19 protein-coding genes and 2 pseudogenes are annotated in these 24,131 nt (G+C 53.8%); 13 read left to right on the top strand and 8 right to left on the bottom strand.

Annotation, left to right across the window (positions count from 1 at the left end; translation table 11 throughout):
• Nucleotides 1-199: 199 nt before the first annotated feature.
• A pseudogene (locus tag HYQ67_RS10760) lies at nt 200-283 on the top strand (IS200/IS605 family transposase); the annotation flags it as partial.
• Nucleotides 284-289: 6 nt separating this feature from the next.
• Here the strand turns inward: HYQ67_RS10760 and HYQ67_RS10755 are convergent.
• Nucleotides 290-1,177 (bottom strand): annotated as a pseudogene (locus HYQ67_RS10755) (IS4 family transposase); the annotation flags it as partial.
• Between the two features lie 231 nt (nt 1,178-1,408).
• Here HYQ67_RS10755 and dinQ point away from each other — a divergent pair.
• From dinQ to HYQ67_RS10745, 3 genes are all read left to right on the top strand, one after another.
• Nucleotides 1,409-1,489: a damage-inducible type I toxin DinQ gene (gene dinQ, locus HYQ67_RS24380; protein ID WP_408626175.1), complete on the top strand. Its 81-nt coding sequence runs from the start codon at nt 1,409-1,411 to the stop codon at nt 1,487-1,489.
• Between the two features lie 452 nt (nt 1,490-1,941).
• On the top strand, nt 1,942-2,721 hold the full coding sequence (locus HYQ67_RS10750; RefSeq protein ID WP_202303680.1) for an MBL fold metallo-hydrolase: 780 nt from the start codon (nt 1,942-1,944) through the stop codon (nt 2,719-2,721).
• Nucleotides 2,722-2,836: 115 nt separating this feature from the next.
• On the top strand, nt 2,837-3,811 hold the full coding sequence (locus HYQ67_RS10745; protein ID WP_202303679.1) for a GlxA family transcriptional regulator: 975 nt from the start codon (nt 2,837-2,839) through the stop codon (nt 3,809-3,811).
• A 137-nt stretch (nt 3,812-3,948) separates the two neighbouring features.
• On the opposite strand, the gene HYQ67_RS10740 is transcribed toward HYQ67_RS10745, so the two are convergent.
• On the bottom strand, nt 3,949-4,359 hold the full coding sequence (locus tag HYQ67_RS10740; RefSeq protein WP_202303678.1) for an SRPBCC domain-containing protein: 411 nt from the start codon (nt 4,357-4,359) through the stop codon (nt 3,949-3,951).
• Between the two features lie 247 nt (nt 4,360-4,606).
• On the opposite strand from HYQ67_RS10740, the gene fabI reads away from it, so the two are divergent.
• The 4 genes from fabI (at nt 4,607) to pdeR (ending at nt 11,118) form a co-directional block, all read left to right on the top strand.
• Nucleotides 4,607-5,395 carry an enoyl-ACP reductase FabI gene (gene fabI / locus HYQ67_RS10735; RefSeq protein ID WP_202303677.1) on the top strand — a complete coding sequence of 263 codons (789 nt, stop codon included), beginning with the start codon at nt 4,607-4,609 and terminating at the stop codon, nt 5,393-5,395.
• 198 nt (nt 5,396-5,593) lie between these two features.
• Nucleotides 5,594-6,769, top strand: a complete 1,176-nt coding sequence (locus HYQ67_RS10730) for a CMD domain-containing protein (protein ID WP_202303676.1) — start codon at nt 5,594-5,596, stop codon at nt 6,767-6,769.
• Nucleotides 6,770-6,852: 83 nt separating this feature from the next.
• Nucleotides 6,853-8,787: an exoribonuclease II gene (locus HYQ67_RS10725; protein WP_202303675.1), complete on the top strand. Its 1,935-nt coding sequence runs from the start codon at nt 6,853-6,855 to the stop codon at nt 8,785-8,787.
• A 339-nt stretch (nt 8,788-9,126) separates the two neighbouring features.
• Entirely contained in the window at nt 9,127-11,118 is a 1,992-nt protein-coding gene (gene pdeR / locus HYQ67_RS10720) for a cyclic di-GMP phosphodiesterase (RefSeq protein ID WP_202303674.1), read from the top strand.
• Nucleotides 11,119-11,495: 377 nt separating this feature from the next.
• Here the strand turns inward: pdeR and HYQ67_RS10715 are convergent, their stop codons facing one another.
• From HYQ67_RS10715 to HYQ67_RS10705, 3 genes are all read right to left on the bottom strand, one after another.
• Nucleotides 11,496-12,365 (bottom strand): crotonase/enoyl-CoA hydratase family protein, encoded by an 870-nt coding sequence (locus HYQ67_RS10715; protein ID WP_202303673.1) that lies wholly within the window; start codon nt 12,363-12,365, stop codon nt 11,496-11,498.
• A 264-nt stretch (nt 12,366-12,629) separates the two neighbouring features.
• Nucleotides 12,630-14,594: a peptidase U32 family protein gene (locus HYQ67_RS10710; RefSeq protein ID WP_202303695.1), complete on the bottom strand. Its 1,965-nt coding sequence runs from the start codon at nt 14,592-14,594 to the stop codon at nt 12,630-12,632.
• 88 nt (nt 14,595-14,682) lie between these two features.
• Nucleotides 14,683-15,228 (bottom strand): helix-turn-helix domain-containing protein, encoded by a 546-nt coding sequence (locus tag HYQ67_RS10705; protein ID WP_237391189.1) that lies wholly within the window; start codon nt 15,226-15,228, stop codon nt 14,683-14,685.
• A gap of 101 nt (nt 15,229-15,329) precedes the next feature.
• On the opposite strand from HYQ67_RS10705, the gene HYQ67_RS10700 reads away from it, so the two are divergent.
• Nucleotides 15,330-16,490, top strand: coding sequence for a benzoate/H(+) symporter BenE family transporter (locus HYQ67_RS10700; RefSeq protein WP_431355434.1), 1,161 nt, complete (start codon nt 15,330-15,332; stop codon nt 16,488-16,490).
• Here the strand turns inward: HYQ67_RS10700 and HYQ67_RS10695 are convergent.
• On the bottom strand, nt 16,470-17,342 hold the full coding sequence (locus HYQ67_RS10695; RefSeq protein WP_202303671.1) for an AraC family transcriptional regulator: 873 nt from the start codon (nt 17,340-17,342) through the stop codon (nt 16,470-16,472). The genes HYQ67_RS10700 and HYQ67_RS10695 overlap by 21 nt on opposite strands.
• 178 nt (nt 17,343-17,520) lie before the next feature.
• On the opposite strand from HYQ67_RS10695, the gene HYQ67_RS10690 reads away from it, so the two are divergent.
• The gene (locus HYQ67_RS10690; RefSeq protein WP_202303670.1) at nt 17,521-18,426 is read left to right on the top strand and encodes a DMT family transporter; all 906 of its coding nucleotides are present in this window, start codon (nt 17,521-17,523) and stop codon (nt 18,424-18,426) included.
• Between the two features lie 71 nt (nt 18,427-18,497).
• On the opposite strand, the gene HYQ67_RS10685 is transcribed toward HYQ67_RS10690, so the two are convergent.
• The gene (locus HYQ67_RS10685; RefSeq protein WP_202303669.1) at nt 18,498-19,160 is read right to left on the bottom strand and encodes a DUF3313 domain-containing protein; all 663 of its coding nucleotides are present in this window, start codon (nt 19,158-19,160) and stop codon (nt 18,498-18,500) included.
• A gap of 441 nt (nt 19,161-19,601) precedes the next feature.
• Nucleotides 19,602-20,699: a MurR/RpiR family transcriptional regulator gene (locus HYQ67_RS10680; RefSeq protein WP_202303668.1), complete on the bottom strand. Its 1,098-nt coding sequence runs from the start codon at nt 20,697-20,699 to the stop codon at nt 19,602-19,604.
• 276 nt (nt 20,700-20,975) lie between these two features.
• On the opposite strand from HYQ67_RS10680, the gene HYQ67_RS10675 reads away from it, so the two are divergent.
• From HYQ67_RS10675 to celB, 3 genes are all read left to right on the top strand, one after another.
• Nucleotides 20,976-21,299, top strand: coding sequence for a PTS sugar transporter subunit IIB (locus tag HYQ67_RS10675; protein ID WP_202303667.1), 324 nt, complete (start codon nt 20,976-20,978; stop codon nt 21,297-21,299).
• 47 nt (nt 21,300-21,346) lie between these two features.
• Nucleotides 21,347-22,648: a 6-phospho-beta-glucosidase gene (locus HYQ67_RS10670; protein WP_202303666.1), complete on the top strand. Its 1,302-nt coding sequence runs from the start codon at nt 21,347-21,349 to the stop codon at nt 22,646-22,648.
• Nucleotides 22,649-22,723: 75 nt separating this feature from the next.
• Nucleotides 22,724-24,082: a PTS cellobiose transporter subunit IIC gene (celB, locus tag HYQ67_RS10665; RefSeq protein WP_202303693.1), complete on the top strand. Its 1,359-nt coding sequence runs from the start codon at nt 22,724-22,726 to the stop codon at nt 24,080-24,082.
• Nucleotides 24,083-24,131: the final 49 nt, after the last annotated feature.

Below are 24,131 nucleotides of genomic sequence, written 5' to 3'. Positions count from 1 at the left end.
TAATGATGCAGGCTCCCCAGGAACCATACCCATCGAGATCCACAAAACAGTATAAACACCGCAATAAAGATATTGATTGTGATACGCAACCAGCCGCAACTGGTGGCGGTCTATCAGGATAGAATTTGAGCGGCTGTGGCAGGAAAGCACACCGAAAGTAGCAAATTATTGATATGCATCACGTCAAAAGGGGGTCCCAGTGGGGGGCGAAAAGAGCTTAGCGCACACCCGTTGGAACTGTAAATATCACATAGTTTTCGCGCCCAAATATCGAAGGCAGGTTACCCTGATAACGGTTAGGGTCTGTCAGCGAGGTCAGTACCTGCCGTTCTTTTCCGTCCACATTCCGGGTCAGCAGTCTCGCCGTTATTTCTGCCGGTAGCGCCGGCCATTGCTTCCGCGCCTGCGGGCTCGTTTTCAACTGAACCAGCTCGTCACCCTGCCCCAGCTTACGCACCACCTCATACCGGGTATTCTTTTTCAGCGGTAACAGTCAGTGCCGTTTCTCTCCGGATGTCTGCCAGTGATGCAGGAGGCCCAGTGAGTAAAATCCTTTATCGAACAGGGTGATACTGTTGTCCGGCGTTTTCTCTGTCAGCCGGGCGGCCAGCCGCATTTCGCTGACGCTCTCGCTGTCAAAAGCGCTGGCGTTTATCAGATGGCTGCTCAGTTCCATCAGACAGACCATCCGGACCTGTGGATAGCCACCCTCGCCATACTGGCTGCTGTGTTTACTGAAGGCGGCACTGTTTTCCGGGGTATCGGCTGTACGCCAGACCACGCCATCCACGGCAAACAGATTCAGGCCGTGCCACTGTGGGTGTGCTGCCTGCTGGTTCCAGTGCTGCTGTGTGATGTCGAACAGCGTCCGGACAGCATCCTCCCCGAGCGTTTTTCGTCGCTGGATAACTGAGCTGCGGGCAGTGAAAGGTGCGCCGGTACGATCGGTGATATCCATCAAATTGACGATTTCGGTCATGGGGCGATTGCAGAAGATGGACATGCCCACAACAAGCCAAATCATAGATTCAAGAGGGAGTTTACGTTTGCGCAGCGTGACGGTGTCAGTCAGCGTCAGAGCTTTCTGGATAAGGTCAGCAGGAATGAGGTCAGAAAGGCTTCGGGCGTGCTCTGGTGAGGTAATATTGATAATGCCGAGGGCTTGTGAAAGTTCCATTTAAAAAGGGTCCATGATGAACATGAACCCTTTTTACACCAGCCACCGGATCGTTCAACCGATCCTTAAACGATCGGCATTAACTGGTGAGGTCGGTTTTTTTATTTTCCGGTTCAGAGTTGGTGCTCTGGCCGGAGGAGGTATCTCAGCATCTAACAATGAAGAAGCCGCTATGACAGGCAGTGGATGAGTGAGTAGCGGTGTTCCTCCTCCAGTTCTATTGAGAAACGCATGGGTGCTTTTATTGATAAAGCCATCATGGTTCTGAAGGCCGTTATTGTGCTTCTGGAACTGATCCGCCTCTTCTTCTGAAGCTGATGGAAACGTAAGTAAGGCCGTGGGGTTAACCGCCCGCGGCCTTTAACATTTCAGCCTGTCGTTCACTTCCCTGCCCGAACTTAACGTACAAACTGCCAAAACGCCTGCGGGGATGCGATCATAAAGTCTGCCGGTAATCAGCACAGCTGAGCTTGTAGTTCTTATTCGGGTCCGCCTGGAAAACGGAAAATATCCTACGCTAAGGCCATTTCTCAACCAGCATGACAGGCAGCTTTGTGCCAACAGCGGACTGAACAGGCATTCGGCAGCAACGGACTGCCAGTAAAACCCGAACCATTACGATTGACCTGATTTCATCGGTTAATGACCAGAGAGTCTATCACGGCCGCTCCCTTCCTCATTTTATAGTAAACCCACTCGCATCCCCGGCAGCACAACAGCCAATATGGTGGGTGAATAAATCTGATTAATGACTGGAGCAATCAATGAAATTAACGCAAATCCGCAATGCCACGCTGGTACTGGAATATGCCGGTAAAAAATTCCTTATTGATCCGATGCTGGCAGAAAAAGAAGCCTGGGATGGTTTTGCTGGAAATGCACGCCCGCACTTGCGAAATCCAATGGTTGCTTTGCCTGTGGCCGTAGAGGATTTACTGGCGGTTGATGCCGTGATCCTGACTCACACCCATACCGATCACTGGGATGAGGCTGCCCAGCAGGCTGTTCCCAAAAACATGCTTATCTACACGCAGGATGAAAAAGATGCGGCGCTTCTCCGTTCTCAGGGCTTTCTCAACATTCGCGTTCTGAAAGATGAAAATCATTTCGTAGACGGCCTGACTATTTATAAAACAGATGGCCAACATGGCAGCAATGAATTGTATGCCGATGCTCAGTGGGGTGAGCTACTCGGTGATGCATGTGGGCTGGTCTTCACCCACCATGATGAAAAAACGCTGTATATCGCGGGTGATACCGTCTGGGTTAAGCCTTACGCAAGAAACTTACAGCGTTTCAACCCGGAGATTGTGGTGTTGAACACCGGTTATGCGGTAAATGACCTTTACGGCCCGATTATCATGGGCAAAGAGGACACACTGCGCACGCTGAAAATGTTGCCGACTGCGACCGTCGTGGCATCTCATATGGAATCGATTAATCATTGCCTTCTTACCCGCGCGGAACTTCACGAGTTCACGCTTGAACATGGTATTGAAGATAAGGTTCTGATTCCTGCAGACGGTGAGACAATGGCTTTCTGACAGGCCTGGTGAGGAATGCCATTATTACTGGTCACCTGTTATCCTTTGGTCAGTTAAAATCAGCGTTTTAGCCACCGATGAGCCGGTGCCTATCATTTACGGTAAGGTTAACGTTATGTCTGCACTGACGGTCGCCGTGATTGCAACGGTCGGATTTAGCCCCTTTCACTTTTCAGTCCCTTGTATTATTTTCGGGCAGTCTATGCCGCAACCGGATTTATTCCGCGTCGACATCTGTGCTGAAAACCCTGGCGTCGTTCTGTCTGATATGGGTCTGTCCATCAACGTGGAGCATGGGCTTGAGCTGCTGGACACCGCAGATATTGTTATCGTGCCTTACTGGAATCACCCGGAAGAAAAACCTTCTCAGGCCCTGCTGGATGCGTTAATAAACGCATGGCAGCGTGGCGCAGAAGTGGTGGGACTTTGTCTGGGCGCTTACGTACTGGCCTATTCCGGTCTCCTTGATGGGCATCGTGCCGCCACGCACTGGGAGTTCGAGCAGGACTTCATTGAACGATTTCCAGCTGTTCATCTGGATAGCAACTCGCTGTATATCAGTGATGAACGTCTGATTACCTCTGCAGGTACTGCTGCCGGTATCGATTGCTGCCTGAATATTATCCGTGACCATTACGGTTCTGCGATAGTTAACCGGGTGGCAAGAAGAATGGTTGTTCCTCCTTACCGGGAAGGCGGTCAGGCCCAGTTTATTGAACGTCCAGTCCCGGTATCTACTCGGGATAGCAAAATGAACGAACTGACAGACTATTTGCGCCGTAACCTGGACAAGCCTCACGATCTCGACTCACTTGCCGGGTTTGTCAGCATGAGTCGGCGAACGTTAACTCGTCATTTTATCAAGGCAACCGGAACTACGCCTGGAGACTGGCTGAATTCGGAGCGCCTTCAAAGAAGCCAGGAGTTACTGGAAACGACGAACAGTAGCATTGAAAGTGTATCCAAAATGGTGGGTTTTCAGTCACCGATCTCTTTTCGCCAGAGTTTCAAAGCGAGATTCAGCGTCAGCCCAAGCGATTGGCGCAGGGCTTTTCGAGGGCATGCGCCCGTTGATATCGAATCGAAGTGAGAGGCAGCCCGACCAATTTAAATCCTTTCATTTTTTTGCGCCAGAGGGTGTTTGTATAATGTCCGCTTCACGCCCTGAGACATTCAACAAGCTTTTTATAGCTTCAGTAAGGACAAGCGTCGGCGTCCTCCGGCAATTCACGCTTCGTTTTCGACATAACGCGCAAAGTTCTCAAGAATCGCCTGCCAGCCGTTTTTCTGATGCTCTTCCGGATACTGTTTATCCGGGTCAAACTCCAGATGAACGGTTACGCCCTCGTCTGCCGGGGTAAACTCCACCTTCGCCTGACGATCGCCAAACTGGTATTCAATTAACTCGAGTGGGACGATACGGGTATACTCGCCCGCAAAATCAAATCCCATGCTGCCGTCTTTCGCCTCCATGCGAAACGAGAATGGGCCCCCCTCCCTGAAATCCACGGAGGCTGTCGGCGTATGCCAGTCAGGGGACGCGGTATTCCATTGTTTAATAGCCTCGGGGTCAATGTAGGCCTGCCAGACTTTTTCAACGGGCGCTTTCACCACGGTTTCAACGGTTATCTTCATCATGACTCTCCACAAGCCGGGGATGTTTTGACGTCAATATCCCCTAAAGCGTAGTCCCGAAATCGTCGGATAGCTGTTCAGACCTCTGGTGAGGCGTTGACCACTCGCCGCACTGTGGAAAAATAACGTGACACAACCACGCGTCAGTGGGATATAATTTCAATTTCGTGTTGAATAATTGTGACTTCTCATCTGTAACATCATGATTTCAAAGTCATAAAATTAGCAGAAACTATAAGGATTCAAAGCTATGGGTTTTCTTACCGGTAAACGCATTCTGATCACTGGCCTCGCCAGCAAACTTTCCATCGCTTACGGTATCGCTCAGGCGATGCACCGCGAAGGCGCTGAACTGGCTTTCACCTATCAGAACGACAAACTGAAAGGCCGTGTTGAAGGTTTCGCTGCTGAGCTGGGCTCAAACATCGTGCTGCCGTGTGACGTGGCAGAAGATGAAAGCATCGATGCGCTGTTTACCGAACTGGCGAAAAGCTGGCCTAAGTTTGACGGTTTCGTGCACTCCATCGGTTTCGCCCCTGCGGACCAGCTGGACGGTGACTACGTCAACGCCGTTACCCGTGATGGCTTCAAAATCGCCCACGACATCAGCGCCTATAGCTTCGTCGCTATGGCAAAAGTGTGCCGTGAAATGCTGAACCCAGGTTCTGCGCTGCTGACGCTGTCCTACCTGGGCGCAGAGCGTGCTATCCCTAACTACAACGTGATGGGCCTGGCTAAAGCTTCTCTGGAAGCTAACGTACGCTACATGGCGAACGCGATGGGTCCAGAAGGCGTGCGTGTTAACGCCATTTCTGCGGGTCCAATCCGTACCCTGGCGGCAAGCGGCATCAAAGATTTCCGTAAAATGCTGGCCCACTGCGAAGCGGTTACCCCGATTCGTCGTACCGTGACCATCGAAGACGTGGGTAACTCCGCGGCCTTCCTGTGCTCTGACCTGTCTGCCGGTATCTCCGGTGAAGTGGTCCACGTTGACGGCGGCTTCAGCATCGCTGCAATGAACGAGCTGGAACTGAAATAAGTTTTGCCCGTGGGGTGGACGCTCGTCCGCCCCTCAATTTCTGCATTCCCCTTCCCTGCACCGCTTCATATAGCAAACTGATATTTGTTATCACCGATCATTCTTTTGTCACCTTCCGCGCTTGCGCCAGGATAAAGCAGCGAACCAGGCCCCGGATACCTTACGGCCGCCTGTTAACTCTTTGACCAAGGAACGACCATGGAACAACGCCAGATAGCGGGCAAAAACCACTGGTATCACGAAACCCAGTCCAGTCTCTGCCCGGCACAAGCGCAACCGCTAGTTCCCGAAGCCGCTCACGCCGATCGTTTTTTGCTCGACCTCACCATCAGTCCCGATCTCCTTAACGATGAACTGTCGTGGATCGCCGCGGCGCGTGCCGCAAGCCAGACGCTGCTTCCCGACAGCGTCTCCGTGACGCGTCTGCATACCCTGAGCAGCTACGACAGGTTGAGTACCGCGCTGACCGTCGCTCAGGTGTATGGGGTACAGCGATTATGTAACCACTATGCGGCGCGTCTGGCCCCCCAGCCTGGGCCTGACTCCTCACGGGAGAGCAATCAGCGCCTGACGCAAATCACCCAGTATGCTCGCCAGCTCGCCAGCCAGCCGACGCTTATCGACAGCACCTCCCGTACGCAGCTCGATGAAGTTGGCCTCTCTGTCGATGACATCGTGACGTTTAATCAGCTGATCGGTTTTATTGGCTTCCAGGCGCGGGCAATCGCCGCATGGCAGGCACTACAAGGCTTACCGGTGCGCTGGTTGCCAGGCCTTGATACGCTTCAGGACGCGGCCGCAGAGCTATTTAACGTCCACGAAGCGGTATGGGCTGCCGATCTCCCTGTCGTGGAGCTGCGCTATGCTCAGGCGGAGCAGCTTGAGGCAGTCAGCTTTAGCCAGCCGCTTAGTCCTTTGTACGGCATGCACTGGGTGTTGGCTCATGATGCACCGACGCTGAACGCGCTGAGTCAGCTGATTCGCCTGTTATGGCAGCCAGCCCCGCTGCAGAACGACGAACAGAATCTGATTATGCTGTTAACCGCGAGGATTAACGGCAGCCCTTCCTGCTTCTCACAGGCCGCGCAACTTTGGGCAAATGATAACGGTCTGCCAGAGGCGATGCGTAACGGGGAGCGTGCGCTCCAGGCCTGGAGCCACAACCACCCACGAGAAAGGGCCATTATCCAGGCCGTGCAGCAGTTGACCCGCGCGCCGGACAGATTCAGCGCCGCCCATATTCAACCTTTACTTGAGCAGGGTTTTACTGCCTCTCAGGTGCTGAGGCTGCTTGTCAGTTGTGGCCTGTTTGGCTGGATTAATCGTTTAAAACTTGGTCTTGGCAACCTTGTCCAGCCTACAAATCTGGGGTGATTTTACGGTAAACATCGCTTGCCGCAGGGGGTGGATTCGCGTAAAACTGTCAGCCGCTCTTTTGGCCACGAAAACTAAATAATATGTTTCAGGATAACCCGCTGCTCGCGCAGCTAAAACAGCAGTTGCATTCCCAGACTCCACGCGTTGAAGGTGTGGTAAAAGGTACTGAAAAAGGCTTTGGCTTCCTCGAAGTTGACGGCCAGAAAAGCTACTTTATCCCCCCTCCGCAAATGAAAAAAGTGATGCACGGCGACCGAATCAGCGCCGTTATCCATACGGAAAAAGATCGGGAGACCGCAGAGCCAGAAGAGCTTATCGAGCCGTTTCTGACCCGCTTCGTTGGCCGCGTACAGAAGAAAGATGACCGTCTTTCTGTCGTACCGGATCACCCTCTTTTGAAAGACGCCATTCAGTGTCGCGCCGATCGTAACGTGACGCACGACTTCCAGAACGGCGACTGGGCCGTGGCGGAAATGAAGCGTCACCCGCTGAAAGGCGACCGTGGTTTCTACGCTGAACTGACCCAGTTCATCACCTTTGGCGACGATCATCTCGCGCCGTGGTGGGTGACCCTCTCGCGTCATAATCTTGAACGTGAAGCGCCAGACGGCGTGGCAAACGAGATGCTCGACGATGGCCTGGTGCGTGAAGATTTAACCGCCCTGAACTTCGTGACCATCGATAGCGCCAGCACCGAAGATATGGATGATGCGCTGCACGTCGAAGCGCTGCCGGACGGCAGGCTTCAGCTGACAGTTGCTATAGCCGATCCGACGGCGTGGATTGCCGAAGGCAGCAAACTGGACAATATCGCCAAAGTGCGTGCGTTCACCAACTATCTGCCTGGTTTCAATATTCCGATGCTGCCGCGCGAGCTGTCTGATGACCTTTGCTCCCTGCGTGCCAACGTCAACCGTCCCGTCGTCGCCTGCCGTATGGTGATTGAAAAGGACGGCGCTATTGCCAGTGACATTCACTTCTTTGCCGCCACCATCGAGTCCAAAGCCAAGCTGGTTTATGACGAAGTGTCCGACTGGCTGGAAGACAAAGGTGAATGGCAGCCGCAAAACGACGAGATTGCCCAACAAATTCGTCTGCTGCAACGCGTCTGTCTGAGCCGTGGCGAATGGCGTCACAACCACGCGCTGGTGTTTAAAGATCGTCCGGATTACCGCTTCGTGCTGGGTGAAAAAGGCGAAGTGCTGGATATCGTCGCTGAGCCGCGCCGTATCGCCAACCGCATCGTTGAAGAAGCAATGATTGCCGCAAACGTCTGTGCTGCCATCGTGCTGCGTGAAAAGCTCGGCTTCGGGATCTACAACGTGCACACCGGCTTCGACCCAGCCAATACCGAACAGCTGGCCACCATGCTGGCAGGCCACGGCCTGACCGTTGACGCGCAAGAAGTCCTGACGCTTGAAGGTTTCTGCAAATTACGTCGTGAACTGGATGCGCAGCCGACAGGCTTCCTGGACAGCCGCATCCGCCGCTATCAGTCCTATGCGGAAATCAGCACCGAACCAGGCCCGCACTTTGGCCTTGGTCTGGAAGCCTACGCCACCTGGACCTCGCCGATTCGTAAATATGGCGACATGGTTAACCACCGTCTGCTGAAAGCGATCATCAAAGGTGAGAGCATTGACCGCCCGGTCGCTGAAGTCACCGTGCAGATGGCTGAGCGTCGCCGCCTGAACCGTATGGCTGAACGCGACGTTGGCGACTGGCTGTATGCCCGCTTCCTGAATGATAAGGCAGGAACGGATACCCGCTTCGCCGCTGAAATCATTGATGTCAGCCGTGGCGGGATGCGCGTTCGTCTGGTGGAGAATGGCGCGGTGGCCTTCATCCCTGCTCCGTTTATTCACGCCGTGCGTGATGAAATGGTTTGCAGCCAGGAGCTGGGCACCGTGCAGATCAAAGGCGAAGTGGCTTACAAAGTGACTGACGTTATCGATGTCACCATCGCTGAAGTGCGTATGGAAACCCGCAGCGTCATCGCTCGTCCTGCCCTCTGAGTGCTGATAAATAATCACCAGGGCTGAATAATTTTTCAGCCTTTTTCTTTTCTGACACCCCGCCTCGTCCTGCCTTAACCGGCAATCTATACTGCTTTAATGCTCTGAAAATGAATATATCATTGCTTTAATTATAATTTCCTCTGTAAATTAATAAGCAATTCTTAGAGTTTTTAACCGACTTAAGGGTTAATGGCTCCAGATAATATGCACATTTGCGCCATTTTTCTGACGCTTAACGCAGTTCTCAGATATTAACGGTTGCCGCATGTCTGATATTGGCTTTATGTTGCTAATATAAATACTAAAGACGCACTGCGTATCTGTTCAGGAGAAAGCATGAAAGACGAGTTGGAGCAGAACCTGCTTTACCGTTACTTAGGGACAACCAGTCCATACTGGCGTTTGCTTCTGGACAGCAATGCTCTGCAACTTGCCGCACATGAAACTGCCGATACCACCCAGGTGGTGGCGCTCACCCAGGAGCAGGCAGATGACGTTCGCCGCATGACGGTTATTACCTCCAGTATCACCATGTCGATTTCACTGTTTGGCAGCGAGGTGCCGGTGCATCTTGTCGGACGTAAAGTCTCGAAGCGTGAATGGGCCGGTACGGCTTCTGCGTGGCACGACACCCCTTCCGTGGCCCGTGACCTGGCCCAGGGGCTGTCATTTGCCGAGCAGGTCGTTTCCGAAGCAAACTCGGTGATTGTCATCCTCGACCGTCAGGGGAATATTCAGCGTTTCAACCGTCTGAGCGAAGAGTACACGGGCCTGAAAGAGCATGAAGTCATCGGGCAGAACGTTTTTAAACTCTTTATGAGCCGCAGCGAGGCCGCCGCTTCCAGAAGGAACATCAGCGGTTTTTTCCGCAACGGTAACTCCTATGAAGTGGAACGCTGGGTGAAAACCCGTAAGGGACAGCGCCTGTTCCTGTTCCGCAATAAGTTCGTTCACAGCGGCAGCGGCAAAAACGAAATCTATCTTATCTGCTCCGGGACGGATATCACCGAAGAGCGACGCGCCCAGGAGCGGCTGCGCGTTTTGGCCAATACCGATACGATAACCGGACTGCCAAACCGAAACGCGATCCACGATTTGATCAGCTCCGCGATAGAAAACCGCGGAACCGGCCAGGTGGGCGTCGTCTATCTCGATCTCGATAACTTTAAGAAAGTGAATGACGCCTACGGGCATATGTTTGGCGACCAGCTTTTACAGGCCGTGTCGCTGGCCATCCTGAGCTGTCTGGAAGAGGGTCAGATCCTCGCAAGACTTGGGGGCGATGAGTTTATTGTCCTGGCATCCGACTCGTCTCAGAGCGCGCTTGAAGCCATGTCCTCACGTATTCTCACCCGCTTAAAAACCCCCTTCCGCATCGGCCTGATTGAAGTTTATACCGGCTGTTCGCTGGGGATTTCTCTCGCTCCGCAGCATGGCGAAGATCGTGAGAGCCTTATTCGTAACTCAGATACGGCGATGTACACCGCCAAAGAGAGCGGACGCGGTAAATTCTGCGTCTTTTCCCCGGATATGAACCAGAGGGTGTTTGAATACCTCTGGCTGGATACCAACCTGCGCAAGGCGCTGGAAAACGATCAGCTGGTCATTCATTACCAGCCCAAGATGACCTGGCGCGGCGAGGTTCGCAGCCTTGAAGCGCTGGTACGCTGGCAGTCTCCGGAACGCGGGCTGATCCCTCCGCTGGACTTTATCTCCTACGCCGAGGAGTCCGGGCTGATTGTGCCGCTTGGGCGTTGGGTCATGCTGAGCGTTGTGCAGCAGGTGGCCAAATGGCGTGACAAAGGCATTAACCTGCGCGTTGCGGTTAACGTCTCAGCCCGCCAGCTCGCCGACCAGACCATCTTCAGCGATCTGAAACAGGCGCTGAAGGATTTGAACTTCGAGTACTGCCCGATTGACGTAGAGCTGACGGAAAGTTGCCTGATTGAAAATGAGGATCTGGCGCTGTCGGTGATTCAGCAGTTCAGTAAACTCGGCGCGCAGGTTCACCTGGACGACTTCGGCACCGGCTATTCCTCCCTCTCACAGCTCGCCCGCTTCCCCATCGACGCCATTAAACTCGATAAGGCCTTCGTGCGGGATATCCACAAGCAGTCCGTCTCACAGTCGCTGGTCAGAGCGATTGTTGCCGTGGCTCAGGCGTTAAATTTGCAGGTTATCGCGGAAGGCGTTGAGAGCCAGAAAGAAGATGCCTTCCTGACCAAAAACGGCGTTAACGAACGCCAGGGCTACCTGTTCGCTAAACCCATGCCCGCCGCGGTTTTCGAGCGCTGGCTGAAGCGTTATCAGGCAAGGACGGCGCGATGAATCAAGGCGTTTTTTACCCTAAGGTACTGATAAACGCCTGCGGCCAGCCAAATAAAGAGTACGTTTAGCCGTGCGGATCCAATCAAAATCACCTATCCCATGAAGTTATCCCCCCTCACTGGTAAGGTCAGTTTTATACTTCATGGCCATATCCAACAAAGCGCCTTCAGGGACAAGCAGGTATATGACCAGCGTAAAAATCAGATACGTTCCAAAAAATGCCAACCAGAATAAGGCTAACTAAAAGTATTATCGTCAAGGTTGCCATCGTTACTAATGCATATAAAAGACGCCGCAATTAAATCACGGCGTCTTTAAGTGACAGGATTTATTCTACATATTTATCCCATCACGTTTATAACTATTTATATTTAACGCTAGCTCGCTTTACGTAAGGCGGTCGCAGTATGACGATTTTGCAACTGCACCAGTCTTTCCATATAAGCGATGTCTTTCTCCTGCAGGCAGAAAGCCGCGTCGACCCAATCTTCCGTGATATCCATCAGTTCTGCCCTTGGCAGCTGCAAAACACGCTGGCGCGCCCGTAACATGGCGCGAACGCCGTTTAGCTTCGGTTGCAGAGTATCAATAAAGGTTCGGGTAGCCATATAGCCCTGCTCTGGCTCAAACAACACATCGACCAGGCCCTGCTGTGCGTGCCATTCCGCGGTATGCGATTCGCCTTTGTAGATAAGATCCTCCGCAAGCTTCATACCCGAGCGTCTTGCCACCAGCGAATATCCGCCCATGCCCGGAAAGAGATTAAAGGCGATTTCCGGGAAGCCAAGCCGCGCGTCTCGCTGAGCAAGAACGAAGTGATGCGCCAGAGCGGCTTCAAAACCGCCTCCCAAAGCGCTGCCTTCCACCATTGCGAGGCTAATCGCACCGGTATCGAAACCGCGGGATGCAGCATGAACACAGTCGACACAGGCGCGAGCATAAGCCCTTAGTGCTTCACGCCGCCCCTGCTGTATGGTTTCAACGAAAAAGCCGAGATCGCCACCGGTGTTGTACATTCCCGGGACCAGCGAACCGGTCACCCAGAAATCCACCTCAAATCCCGACTTCTGGACCAGGTAACTCAGGTTCATGATCTCTTCGATGAGCGCATGGTTAAAGCAGGGACGCGGTTGCGCCCTCAGCAGCATCCACACCGTACGACGTTCCTCTTCGTAATAGCCCGACAGCTGAGTAAAACGTGCAGTATCGGTAAACAGTTTGCAGGTTGGTTGATTTAATACTGTCATCTTTTAATCCTGGGTTTCAGGGTGAAAGAACGATCTAAGAAACTTCAGATCGCATAGCAAAGCAGTCCGTTACCGCGCTGTTCCGGCAAACACTGGCTTGTGCCGTCACAATTCAGCGGTTATTTTCTGCCCTACTAATTTCCCACAGCTTGTTAATCCAGATGACCATTCATTGATATTAATTATGTTTTTCTGGCGATTAGCCTAAAAAAACGCCCATCGAAATGGGCGTTTAGAAATGACATTTTAATAAATTAACTTGTATTACTCTTTTGCCTTCTTAGGCAGCGTTTTAAGCAGCTCATCCGGGCTGATGGTGGCCACAATGCTGCCCGGTAGCGGCATCTTCAGAATATGATTTTTCATTTTTCCGATAACGTGCATTTCACAAGGACGGCAATCAAATTTCAGCGTCAGTATCTCATCCCCATGCACCAGCTGCATTGGCGTGGCTCGCCAGCTCTTGATATTCCCTTTCGCCTGTTTAGGGCAGAGGTTAAACGCAAAGCGCAGGCAGTGTTTAGTGATCATGACCGGCACTTCACCTTTCTCCTCATGCGCTTCATAGGCTGCGTCAATAAGTTTAACGCCGTAACGCTGGTAAAACTCGCGCGCTTTGTGGTTGTAGACGTTAGCAAGGAAAGTGAGATGTTCTTCCGGGTAAACCGGGGCCGGCACAGAGACCGCTTTACGGACACTACGTTGATACTGTTGCAGGCGAGCTTCGGTCAGCTCATCAATGGCATCACGACGAAGCTGGTTTAGCAGGCTGTTTGGAACAAAATACGGCTCTGGTAGAGTGATATTGACCTGGCGCGAGGCATACATGGTCTGTCCAAGCTTGGTCAGGCCATCGCGCAGGTTGTCGTAAGCCTTCTGTGGATTGTTCGCCGCCTCGAACTGCCCTTCGAGGGTTTTCGTCACCCTCACGCCCTCTTCGCTGGTCAGCGTCAGCACCAGTTGCTCTGCCCAGCCGCTCAGTTCCATATCCACCGCCACACGGCGTTCACTGGACGTTTTCAGCAATGCCTGCTGCCAGTTATGGTCCAGATTACGGTTCAGCGGATGATGCGGTCGGACGTTTTTCAGCGTCTCCGGCATCTCGTTCGGCCAGACGCGGTACTGGTTCTTAGCGGTTTTTTCCACGGTGTTAGCACGAAAGCCAACGATTTCTCGCTTGATTAAGACGTTTAGCCCGTCGCCGTTGGTCAGTTCGTCCTTCACGGAAACATCAAGGTGGTCTTTGCCGACTTTCAGGACTTCGCCAATTTGCAGGCCGATGAACTTCGGGGAGTCGAAGGCGCCAATGTCGATTTTACGCTCGTTAACGAAGTAGTCGGTGCTGCCGCGGTGGAATGTTTTATCCGGGGACGGAATAAAGAAATGGGACGTGCGGCCCGCAGAGGCTCGGACCAGGTCAGTGCGGCTCTCCATCAGCTCATCGAGCAGCTGACGGTAGTAAGAAGTGATGTTTTTCACATAGCTCATATCTTTGTAGCGCCCTTCAATCTTGAAGGAACGTACGCCCGCATCGACCAGCGCCGCAAGGTTAGCGCTCTGGTCATTATCTTTCATCGACAGCAGATGTTTTTCAAAGGCCACGACGCGGCCCTGATCGTCTTTCAGCGTGTACGGCAAACGACACGCCTGGGAGCAATCTCCACGGTTGGCGCTGCGGCCTGTCTGCGCGTGAGAGATATTGCACTGCCCGGAGTACGCGACGCAGAGCGCGCCGTGTATAAAGAATTCAATGGTGGCATCTACGTTTTGATGAATCGCGCGGATCTGGTCGAGATTCAGCTCACGGGCCAGAACAATTTGTGAGAAGCCAACGTCAGACAGAAACTTCGCTTTTTCTACGCTGCGGATGTCGCACTGCGTGCTGGCGTGGATCTCAATGGGCGGCAGATCCATCTCCATTACGCCCATGTCCTGCACGATTAGCGCGTCCACACCTGCCTGATAGAGATCGTGAATCATCAGGCGCGCCGGCTCCAGCTCGTTGTCATGAAGAATAGTGTTCAGCGTGACAAAAATTTTAGCACCGTAACGGTGGGCAAAAGGCACCAGTTCGGCCAGGTCGCGCAGGCTGTTCCCCGCATTGTGACGAGCGCCAAACCCCGGACCGCCGATATAAACAGCATCTGCGCCGTGCAGAATAGCTTCACGGGCAATGTTGGTATCGCGGGCGGGGCTGAGTAACTCAAGATGATTAGCGTGCAGGCGCATAGTTGTCATTATCTGTCTGATGGGCGAGAGGCGGCTATTGTAGTCAGAAAGACGCCTTAAAAACAGGGGATGTTTGGCCCATGCGCCCTTACTGGTCGGCAGAGGACGCCGGGTAATGAATCAGCGAATGAAATTGCACGCGCTCTGCACGGCTGTTGCGGTAGCTGTGCGCAATATCCCCCGCAAAACGCACGCCCTCACCCGCATGCAGCGTCTGCCACTCCCCCTCAATCTGCATATCCAGCGCGCCGCTGATAACCGTCACGTGCTCCACCACGCCAACATCATGGGGCGATGATTCGCTCAGCGCGCCGGGTGCAAGAGAGATAGCGAAGAGATCGAAGCGGAGCTGCTCATCAAAAGGAAAGAGCGGCACCACAACCATGTCGCTGTTTTGCGGATCGTATACCGGACGTTCAGGCTGTTCGCGGTCCTGCAAAAACACTGAAAACGGCACGTTGAACCCCGTGGCAATTTTCCATAGCGTGGCCACCGTCGGGCTGGACTCCGTACGTTCAATCTGGCCCAGCATCGCTTTTGAAACGCCGGTTTTTTCAGCGGCCTGCGTCAGGCTCCAGCCGCGGGACTGGCGAAGCGCCTTGAGCATAGCGCTCAGGTGGGTGGCAATATCCATTATTTTCTCCTGGTCAGCGGCACAGTATAACGCCTTGTGCGCTATAACGCACGGCGCTATACTCCGGCGGACGTTATAACGCACGAGGGAAAGTGATGAAGATGCCATGTATTCCACTGCCAACCCTGCTGGCCGGTTTTGTTGCCGTGCTGGTAGGCTATGCCAGCTCGGCCGCCATTATCTGGCAGGCGGCAGATGCCGCAGGCGCAAACAGCGCGCAGATAGCGGGCTGGCTGACGATGCTGGGTATCGGCATGGGGATCAGCACGCTGGTTCTGACGCTCTGGTACCGCGCTCCTGTTCTCACGGCCTGGTCCACGCCGGGTGCGGCACTTCTGGCAACCAGCCTGCATGGCAGCACGCTAAACGAAGCCGTGGGCGTGTTTATCTTTGCCTCTTTTCTGATTCTGATTTGCGGTGCAACGGGGCTATTTGCGCGCCTGATGCGCCTTATCCCCCCTACGCTTTCCGCTGCCATGCTGGCGGGAATACTGCTGCGGTTTGGGCTGGATGCCTTCACATCGTTACAGGGTCACTTTTTATTAAGCGCAGGTATGTTGTTCGGCTGGCTTGTGGCTAAAGTGCTGGCCCCTCGCTATGCCGTTGTGGTGGCGATGCTCACGGGATTAGTGATTTCTCTGGTTACCGGCGGGTTTCAGGCGCAAAGCGTGTCGACGGCCATCGTGTTACCCGAGTTCACCGCGCCCCACTTCTCGCTTTCCAGCCTGCTGGGCATTGGCGTGCCCTTCTTCCTGGTCACGATGGCCTCCCAAAATGCCCCCGGCGTAGCAACGCTTAAAGCGTCAGGCTATGACGTTCCCGTTTCGCCGCTGATTGTCGTGACGGCCACCATTGCCCTGCTGCTGGCGCCTTTTGGCGTTTTTTCCATTTGTATCGCTGCGATCACCGCCGCCATTTGCCAGAGCCCCGAAGCGCATCCGGATCCTGCCAGAAGATGGCTGGCCGCTGCTGCTGCCGGCGTATTTTATTTACTGGCGGGCATTTTTGGTGGCTCGATATCCACGCTGCTGACCGCCCTGCCGCTGGCCTATATCCATACCCTGGCCGGGCTTGCGCTACTGAGCACCATTGCCGGAAGCCTGCATCAGGCGCTGGCCAATGAAAAGGAGCGCGATGCCGCCGTCGTCACCTTCCTGGTCACCGCCTCAGGGCTGACGCTGGCGGGTGTTGGTTCAGCGTTCTGGGGATTGCTTGCCGGAGGGTTATGCTACGGGGTGTTTTCACTGCGCCGCAGAGCGTAGCTGCGACGGCGTAACGCCCATCATAGACTTGAAGCGGTTGCTGAAATGGCTGGCCGAGCTGAACCCGCAGGACATGGCTATGTCCGTCAGCGACAGCAGGCTGTGGCGAACCAGCGCTTCTGCACGCACCATACGTCGCTGCATGACGTACTGGTGCGGCGCCAGCTGCGTTGACTGCTTAAACATTCTGGCAAAATGAAATTCGCTCAGGCCTGCCTCAAGCGCCAGCTCGGCGAGCGTTAGCGGCTCACTGAGATGCTGCTCTATGTAGGCCTGTATATTGCGCAACACCACCGGCGCAAGCCCGCCGCGAACGGCGGGCAGTTTCCACTGCACGCTGCTGTAATGCTGCACCAGATGCGTCAGCAGCAGCGTTGATGCGGTACTTAACGTCATATGACTGGCGCTTTGCTGCCAGTCGCTGCTCAACAGAAAATGGCGGTACAGCTGCGTGATACGCGGATCGTCCGCAAAGATTTTTTCATCCAGCTGTAAATTTATCGGGCTGCGATCCCAGATTTGCATGGCAATGTGTCGCAGGTGTTCATCCGTGCAGTACAGATGGACAAAGGAAAACGCATTGCGAATGTCCCACGTCGTCTCACTGTTTTCCGGCATCAGGCAAAAGCGATCGGGCCCGCCGCCGCTTTTCCAGCCGCGGGTCGTTTTCTGGTAGGTTTCGTAGCCGTTGTTGATGTACAGACTGAGCGTGTGGTGGTCGCTGCACTGGGTGACTCTGTCGAAATGATTTGACCAGGCCGCCAGCTGAATACCCGAGCCAAGCTGCACGCTATCGTCAAGATGAGCGTTGTGCTTACGCAGATTTTCAAAAGCATCGTAAGGCTTAGTCATGGGCAAGTATCAGTGTGGAACCAGAGCGTTAGTGTATGGAGTGCCAGGGCTTGTTACCAGTGATTCCCCCGCAGCTGATGAAATAAATGCGCAAGAATATGCAAGTCACGCAGGCAGATGAAAGCCAGCCGGCGAAGTTATCCGCACACTGGGGCCATTGTTCGACGGAGATAACAACATGAACGCTTTGCTTTATATTCTGGTGGTAGTGATTTGGGGAACGACGTGGCTGGCCATTTACATGCAGCAGGGTGTGGTTTCCGTACCGGTTTCAATATTCTGGCGATTTGCCGTCGCGGCGGCGGTAATGGTGATTGTTCTGACATCACTCGGGCGCCTAAGGCGAATTAGCCTGCACGATCATCTTTTCTGCTTGCTGCAGGGGGCATGCGTTTTCGGCTTCAACTTCTTTTGTTTTTATCACGCCGCCGCCTGGATAAGCTCCGGTCTCGAGTCGGTGATTTTTTCGATGGCGGTGCTGTTCAACGCCGTTAACAGCATGCTGTTCTTTCGCCAGCGCCCGCACCCCAATTTGCTGCCTGCCGCAGTGCTTGGCATTGCCGGTGTCATTGCGCTGTTCTGGCACGATTTGGTTGCCACGCAGCTAGCTCCTTCGCTGCTGACCGGCATCGGCCTGAGCGCACTGGGCACGTTTGGCTTCTCGATGGGTAATATGATCAGCACTCGCCACCAGCGCCGGGGGCTGGAGACGCTCTCAACGAACACCTACGCGATGTTCTACGGCGCGGTCATGATGGGTATCGTTGCGCTGGCGCGGGGGGATTCGTTTATGCCCGAGTTGACAGCACGCTATCTCGGCTCCCTTTTCTATCTGGCCATTTTCGGATCGGTCATCGCATTCGGCGCTTATTTCACGCTGGTCGGGCGCATTGGTGCGGGTCAGGCGGCCTACAGTACACTGCTGTTCCCACTGGTGGCGCTGAGTTTATCGACGGTTTATGAGGGTTACGTCTGGCACAGTAATGCCGTTATCGGCCTGGCAATGATTCTGCTGGGCAATCTGGTCATGTTCTCAAGACCTGGGATGTTTAAAGGTTTTTTGCTTCGTAAACGTGCGGTATAAAAAAAGGGAGCACCGCTCCCTTAGATTGCTGACAAAGAAGGAAAAAGTGTGGTTTTCCTTCTTTAATGGCGTTATTTAACTTCAAACATCGAAGCATCCGTCGCCATATCGTCAATCACCCCTTTTATAGATTCAACCGTGATCGGCGCGCTTTCGTTATTAATGGTTTTACCCTCACCCTTGCGCACGACTTTCATGACAACTTTGTTGGTGGAAGCATCAATCAGCTCACCTTCAAAATAAAGGCTGGTATCCATGGTGCGATGGCCCGTTGCCATCTCCGTACCGGCAACAATCATGGCAACCGGAATAACCTCATAGAACTGCAGCCCTTCTTTACTGCTGTCTACGCCGGTAATTGCACCACGGAAAATAAGGCTGTGTGGCCCCGGCGTGCGAACCAGCTTAATACGTTCTTCCGCGCCAGCCTTAAGTTTGGTGTTTGCGTAATTAAGAATTTTATCCAGCGTATCCTGCCCCAGCTGGGTATTTGGTTTTGGCACTGGATAATAGGTCAATGGGTTATAGACAAGACTGTCATAGTTGTCACTATTAAAATCTGTTGAAACCCAACGCAAAACGGTTTTACCCGTATGGGAGGTGGTTTCCTGAAGGCCTGAATAATCCTTTAAAAAACCTGAATATTTTTCGGGCGGCGTCACTTTAGACGCGCAGCCAGTAAGAACCAGCAGGCCTGTCAGGCAGGCTGCTTTAAATAGCATTGAAGTGCGCATGAATATTCCCTGTAATAGCATGTAAGCGGCGCTGTTTATAGCAAATGAAATCCATACAAACTATGAGGCTGTCTTGATTTGTCACAAATTGAGATATTGTCTAAGTTATATAGCACTCAAGGTCAATTAAATGGATATTTAATCGACAAACCTTATTAAACACCCTCTTAAAATTAACATTAAATCCCATAATATTTAATAACGATACAACCATTAAATTAACACCAGGAGATAGCAACGACAAACAAACATGGGTGTTTATTTATATAAAGCAGAAACAAAGCGGGCGCGCGGCGGTGATGCAAAACATGGACTTAAAATAATTAATCAGTAGTGAATTTATAATTCAGCAATAATAAATAGATATTTATATTTATGAACAATTATTAACATCATGGCGTTGTTGTTTCGCCGGATGCAGCAAGGATTGAGGCGATAACCTTAGTTTCCGACCAGCAATCCCTCACATAAAAGATCGATGATGAGCAACGTGCCGTAGCGGGAGTCCATCAGGGGTAGGACGATGTCTTTTTTGGCGATAAGCTCGCTGCGGTGAGGGGCAATCACAATAACCGCAGCCCCCTGCTGCCTGGCCTGATGCGCCGCAGCAAGTAAAGCCGCTTCAGGATGTCCCCCCGCGACAATAATCAGTGTCTGTCCTTCATGGAGCATCGCTGCCGTAATACTCATTAACGCCGGTTCCAGACAGAGCGTTGCGGGGCAGCTTTGAGTCAGCAGGCGGTATTGCAGAAGGCTGGCGAAAGGCGTGTCTGCTGCACCAGCGCTAAAGATATGAACGCCGCGGGCCTCTTTTAAGGCAGTCACTGCCTTTTGCAGCATGGCCGGTGGCAAATCGCCAAGCTGAGAAACCAGCGCGCCGTTTATACCATGAAGCTTCTCCCTCCAGGCCTGCGGCAATGTCCCCGACGGGGCTGGCGTGTTGGCCTGAGCAAGTTTCATGCGCAGGTCCCGGATATCGTCGCATCCCGCCGCGCGCGCAAAACGCGTGATGGTAGCCGGACTAACGCCAGCGGCATTCGCCAGCTGGTCAATCGTCGCCGAAGAGGCAAAAGCGACATCATCAAGGATGGTCTGCGCCACCCGCGCTTCCTGCTGGCTGAAATCAGGAAGACGACTGCGGATCTGCTCGAGAAGATCCCCCGCCGTCTCCTTGCCGAGAGAGTGTGTGAACCTCTCCAGGATGTCGCTGCCCACCCCTGCATGGGCAGCCAATTTTTGTAGCGAAGCTGGCTCTACCCACGCGGCGTCACCCAGCATTCTGGAGGGTGATGGTAAAGATGGGGCACCGGCCTCTTGCTGCTGATACTTGACTCGCCCCAGGAAATCATTGATATCCGCGCAACCTATGCTGCGAGCAAAATGGTGCAGCGTGGCCGGACTGACCCCAGCCTGAGCCGCCAGCTCCTCCATTGTCGACTCAGGAACCTGAGCGAAATTTTCCAGGAAGAAGCGTGCAAGACGCGACTCCTGGGCAGGCAGGCCGGATAACCCATTCACCAGCTGGTAAACAATATCCATTATGGGTTGGTTCCTTATTGGGGCGACAGCGTGACGATAAATGCCATCATAGATCATTGAAAATATTTTTCAATTTCTTCAGACAAGCCTCTGCCTTTTTCCTGAGCCTTCACCGCAACAATCATGATTTTCTTTAACCAGATCACACTCCAGTCGCCCTAAACCCGCCTCAGCACCAGAATCCAACGGCGATCACACTCATGAAAATAATTTTCATACATGCTGCGTAAAACCGCTAATGTATGAAATATGTTTTCAAACCCCGCAGGAGTTGTGATGAAAAAGATCGTATTGTGCTGTGCCGCCGGGATGTCCACCAGCATGCTGGTTCAGAAAATGCAAAACGAAGCGGCAAAGCGCGCGCTGGATGTTGCTATCGATGCTTACCCGGTCGCGGAAATTGAGAGCGAGCTAAAACATGCGGATGTCGTGCTGCTTGGTCCGCAGGTACAGTTTGAACTGCAACGGCTGACGGAGCTTGCAGGCCCGCTCGGCAAGCCCGTTGCCGTTATCGATATGATGGATTACGGCACCATGCGCGGCGACCGCGTGCTGGATAAAGCCCTCGCCATGATGGAGGCTCTCCCCTCAGGCCAGTGAATTAGAGGAACTATGGGTATCGCGATTTAAAACTAACGGAGACACCGATGAAAATTACCGTTGTTGGCGGGGGCAGTAGCTATACCCCGGAACTGATTGAAGGTCTGATTGCGCGCCACGCTGCCCTGCCGATTACGGAACTGGCGCTGGTGGATGTGGAAGCTGGCCGCCAGAAAGTTGAGGTTATCGCCGCGCTGGCTCGCCGCATGCTGGATCGCAACGGGCTGGAGGCCGTCAAAGTCTCCGTTCACTTTGATGCCGACCGCGCTATTGCAGGCTCAAGCTTCGTCTTAACCCAGCTCCGTGTCGGACAGCTACCGGCCCGCGCTGCCGACGAACGCCTGGGCTTAAGCCATAAGCTGCTCGGCCAGGAGACGACTGGCGTCGGCGGCTTTGCTAAAGCCCTGCGTACCATTCCGGTGATGCTGGACATCGCCCGCCGTGTAGAACGCCTGGCATCGGATGCGTGGATAATCAACTTCACCAACCCGGCAGGCATTGTCACCGAGGCGGTCTCCCGCTACAGCAAGGCGAAAATTATTGGCCTTTGCAACGTCCCTGTGACCATGCACCACACCATCGCCGATATGCTGAAGCTGCCGTACGACCAGGTATCCCTGCGCTTTGCGGGCCTGAACCATATGGTCTGGGTACATAAGGTGCTGGCCGCCGGTCGCGACGCCACGGACGAAGTCATTGAGATGCTTTGCGACGGCGAACAGCTCTCCATGAATAACATTAAGGCGACTCCATGGCCCGCAGACATGCTGCGTGCGCTGCGCGCCATTCCCTGCCCTTATCACCGCTATTTCTGGCAGACCCGCACTATGGTTGAAGATGAACTTAAGGATGCGGACACCAAAGGCACGCGGGCCGAACAGGTGATGAAGGTCGAAGACGCTCTGTTCGCTCTTTATGCAGATCCAAATCTTGACCACAAGCCGGAAGAGCTGAGCCAGCGCGGCGGCTCTTTCTATTCCGAAGTTGCCGTTCAGCTGATTAACGCCCTGCACAACAACCTCGGCGTTGAGATGGTAGTCAATACCGCCAACAACGGAGCGATTCAGGGGCTGCCCGACGATGCCGTCATCGAAACCAACTGCCTGATTGACGCCCTGGGCGCCCATCCTCTGGCGTTTGGCAAACTGCCGCCGCTGATGAACGGGCTGACCCAGCAGGTAAAAGATTTTGAACGCCTGACCATCGAGGCCGCCGTCCATGGCGATAAGCAAAAGGCGCTGCTGGCGCTGGTCGCCAACCCGCTGGTCAGCGATGTAAACCTGGCGTCCGCGCTGGTTGAAGAAGTCCTGAGTATTAACAAAGCGTGGCTGCCGCAGTTCGCCAGATAAATGCTGTTCACCAAAACCAAATAACAATAATACCCGGTCGGCAGGCTCTGCCCCGGGCAGGGGGTGTCTGTGTCAGTGAGTAAATCCATTATCGAAAAATACGTGCTGCCGACCGCGTTAAAAATCGCCGGACAAAAGCACGTGCTGTCCGTGCGTGACGGTATCATTCTGAACATGCCGTTTATGCTTATCGGCTCTTTCTTCCTGATTTTTGCCTACCTGCCGGTGCCGGGCTATGCCCAGATGATGAACGGCCTGTTTGGCCCAACCTGGCAGGAAAAGGTGCTCTACCCGGTGAAGGCGACGTACGACATCATGGCGATAATCTCCGCCTTTGGTATCGCCTACCGGCTGGCTGAAAAGTACCGCACCCTCGACCCGCTGACCGCCGGGGCCGTTTCGCTGGTGGCGTTCATCATGACCATTCCCCAGCACATCATGTTCACCCCGGCGGCAGGTGACGCCGCCGTGCTGGTGAAAGGCGTGATGCCGATGGGCCAGATTGGCAGCCAGGGGCTGTTTGTGGCGATCATCATCGCCCTGATGTCGACGGAAATTTACCGCTTTATCAACGATCGCAACCTGGTGATTCGCATGCCGGAGGGCGTGCCACCAGCGGTGGCAAAATCGTTCCTTGCCCTGATCCCTGGCTTCTGCGTGCTGGCCGTGGTGCTGGCGCTGCGTCTGCTGGTGGAAGCCACGCCGTTTGGCGATATCAACACCATGATCACCGACCTGGTCGGTATTCCAATGAGCCACGTCGGCGGCTCGCTGCCGGGGATGATTGTTTCGGTGCTGCTGATCGGCATTCTGTGGATGCTGGGCTTGCACGGCGACACCATCGTGCTGGTGTTTATCCGCCCGGTCTGGCTGAGCAACATGTCGGAAAACCTGGAGGCGTTTCAGAACGGCCTGCCGATCCCGCACATCATTACCCAGCAGTTCTATGACCTGTGGATCGCCCCCGGCGGCACGGGCGCGCTGTTAGGCCTGGTTATCTTTATGCTCATCCGCAGCCGCAGCGCGCAGATGAAGCAGCTGGGTAAAATCGCCGCGCCCGGCAGCCTGTTCAATATCAGCGAGCCAATGGTGTTCGGCATTCCTATCGTCATGAACCCGTACCTGGTCGTGCCGTTTATCCTCACGCCGGTAGTGCTGGTGATTGTCTCTTACGTTGCGATGACGACGGGTCTGGTGGCCAAACCAGCCGGTATCGCCCTGCCGTTCACCACGCCAATTGTCGTCAGCGGCTATCTGGCAACCGGCGGGCATATTTCCGGCTCGGTGCTGCAAATTGTAAACCTGGGGATTTCGCTAGTGATGTATTACCCGTTCTTCCGCATCTGGGATAACCTGAAATTCCGTGAAGAGCAGGCCAGCCAGAAGTCTCAGCAGGCTGAACTTCAGGGTGTGGTTGAACGCAGCCCGACCTGACGGTTGATTATCAAAAAAGCCCTGCCGTTTGCTGAACGACAGGGCTTTT

Origin of the sequence: Dryocola clanedunensis subsp. sulfonylureivorans (assembly GCF_016756775.1) — a bacterium.
Classification (GTDB): Bacteria; Pseudomonadota; Gammaproteobacteria; order Enterobacterales; family Enterobacteriaceae; genus Dryocola; species Dryocola clanedunensis.
This window is presented reverse-complemented; position numbering and strand designations above follow the sequence as displayed.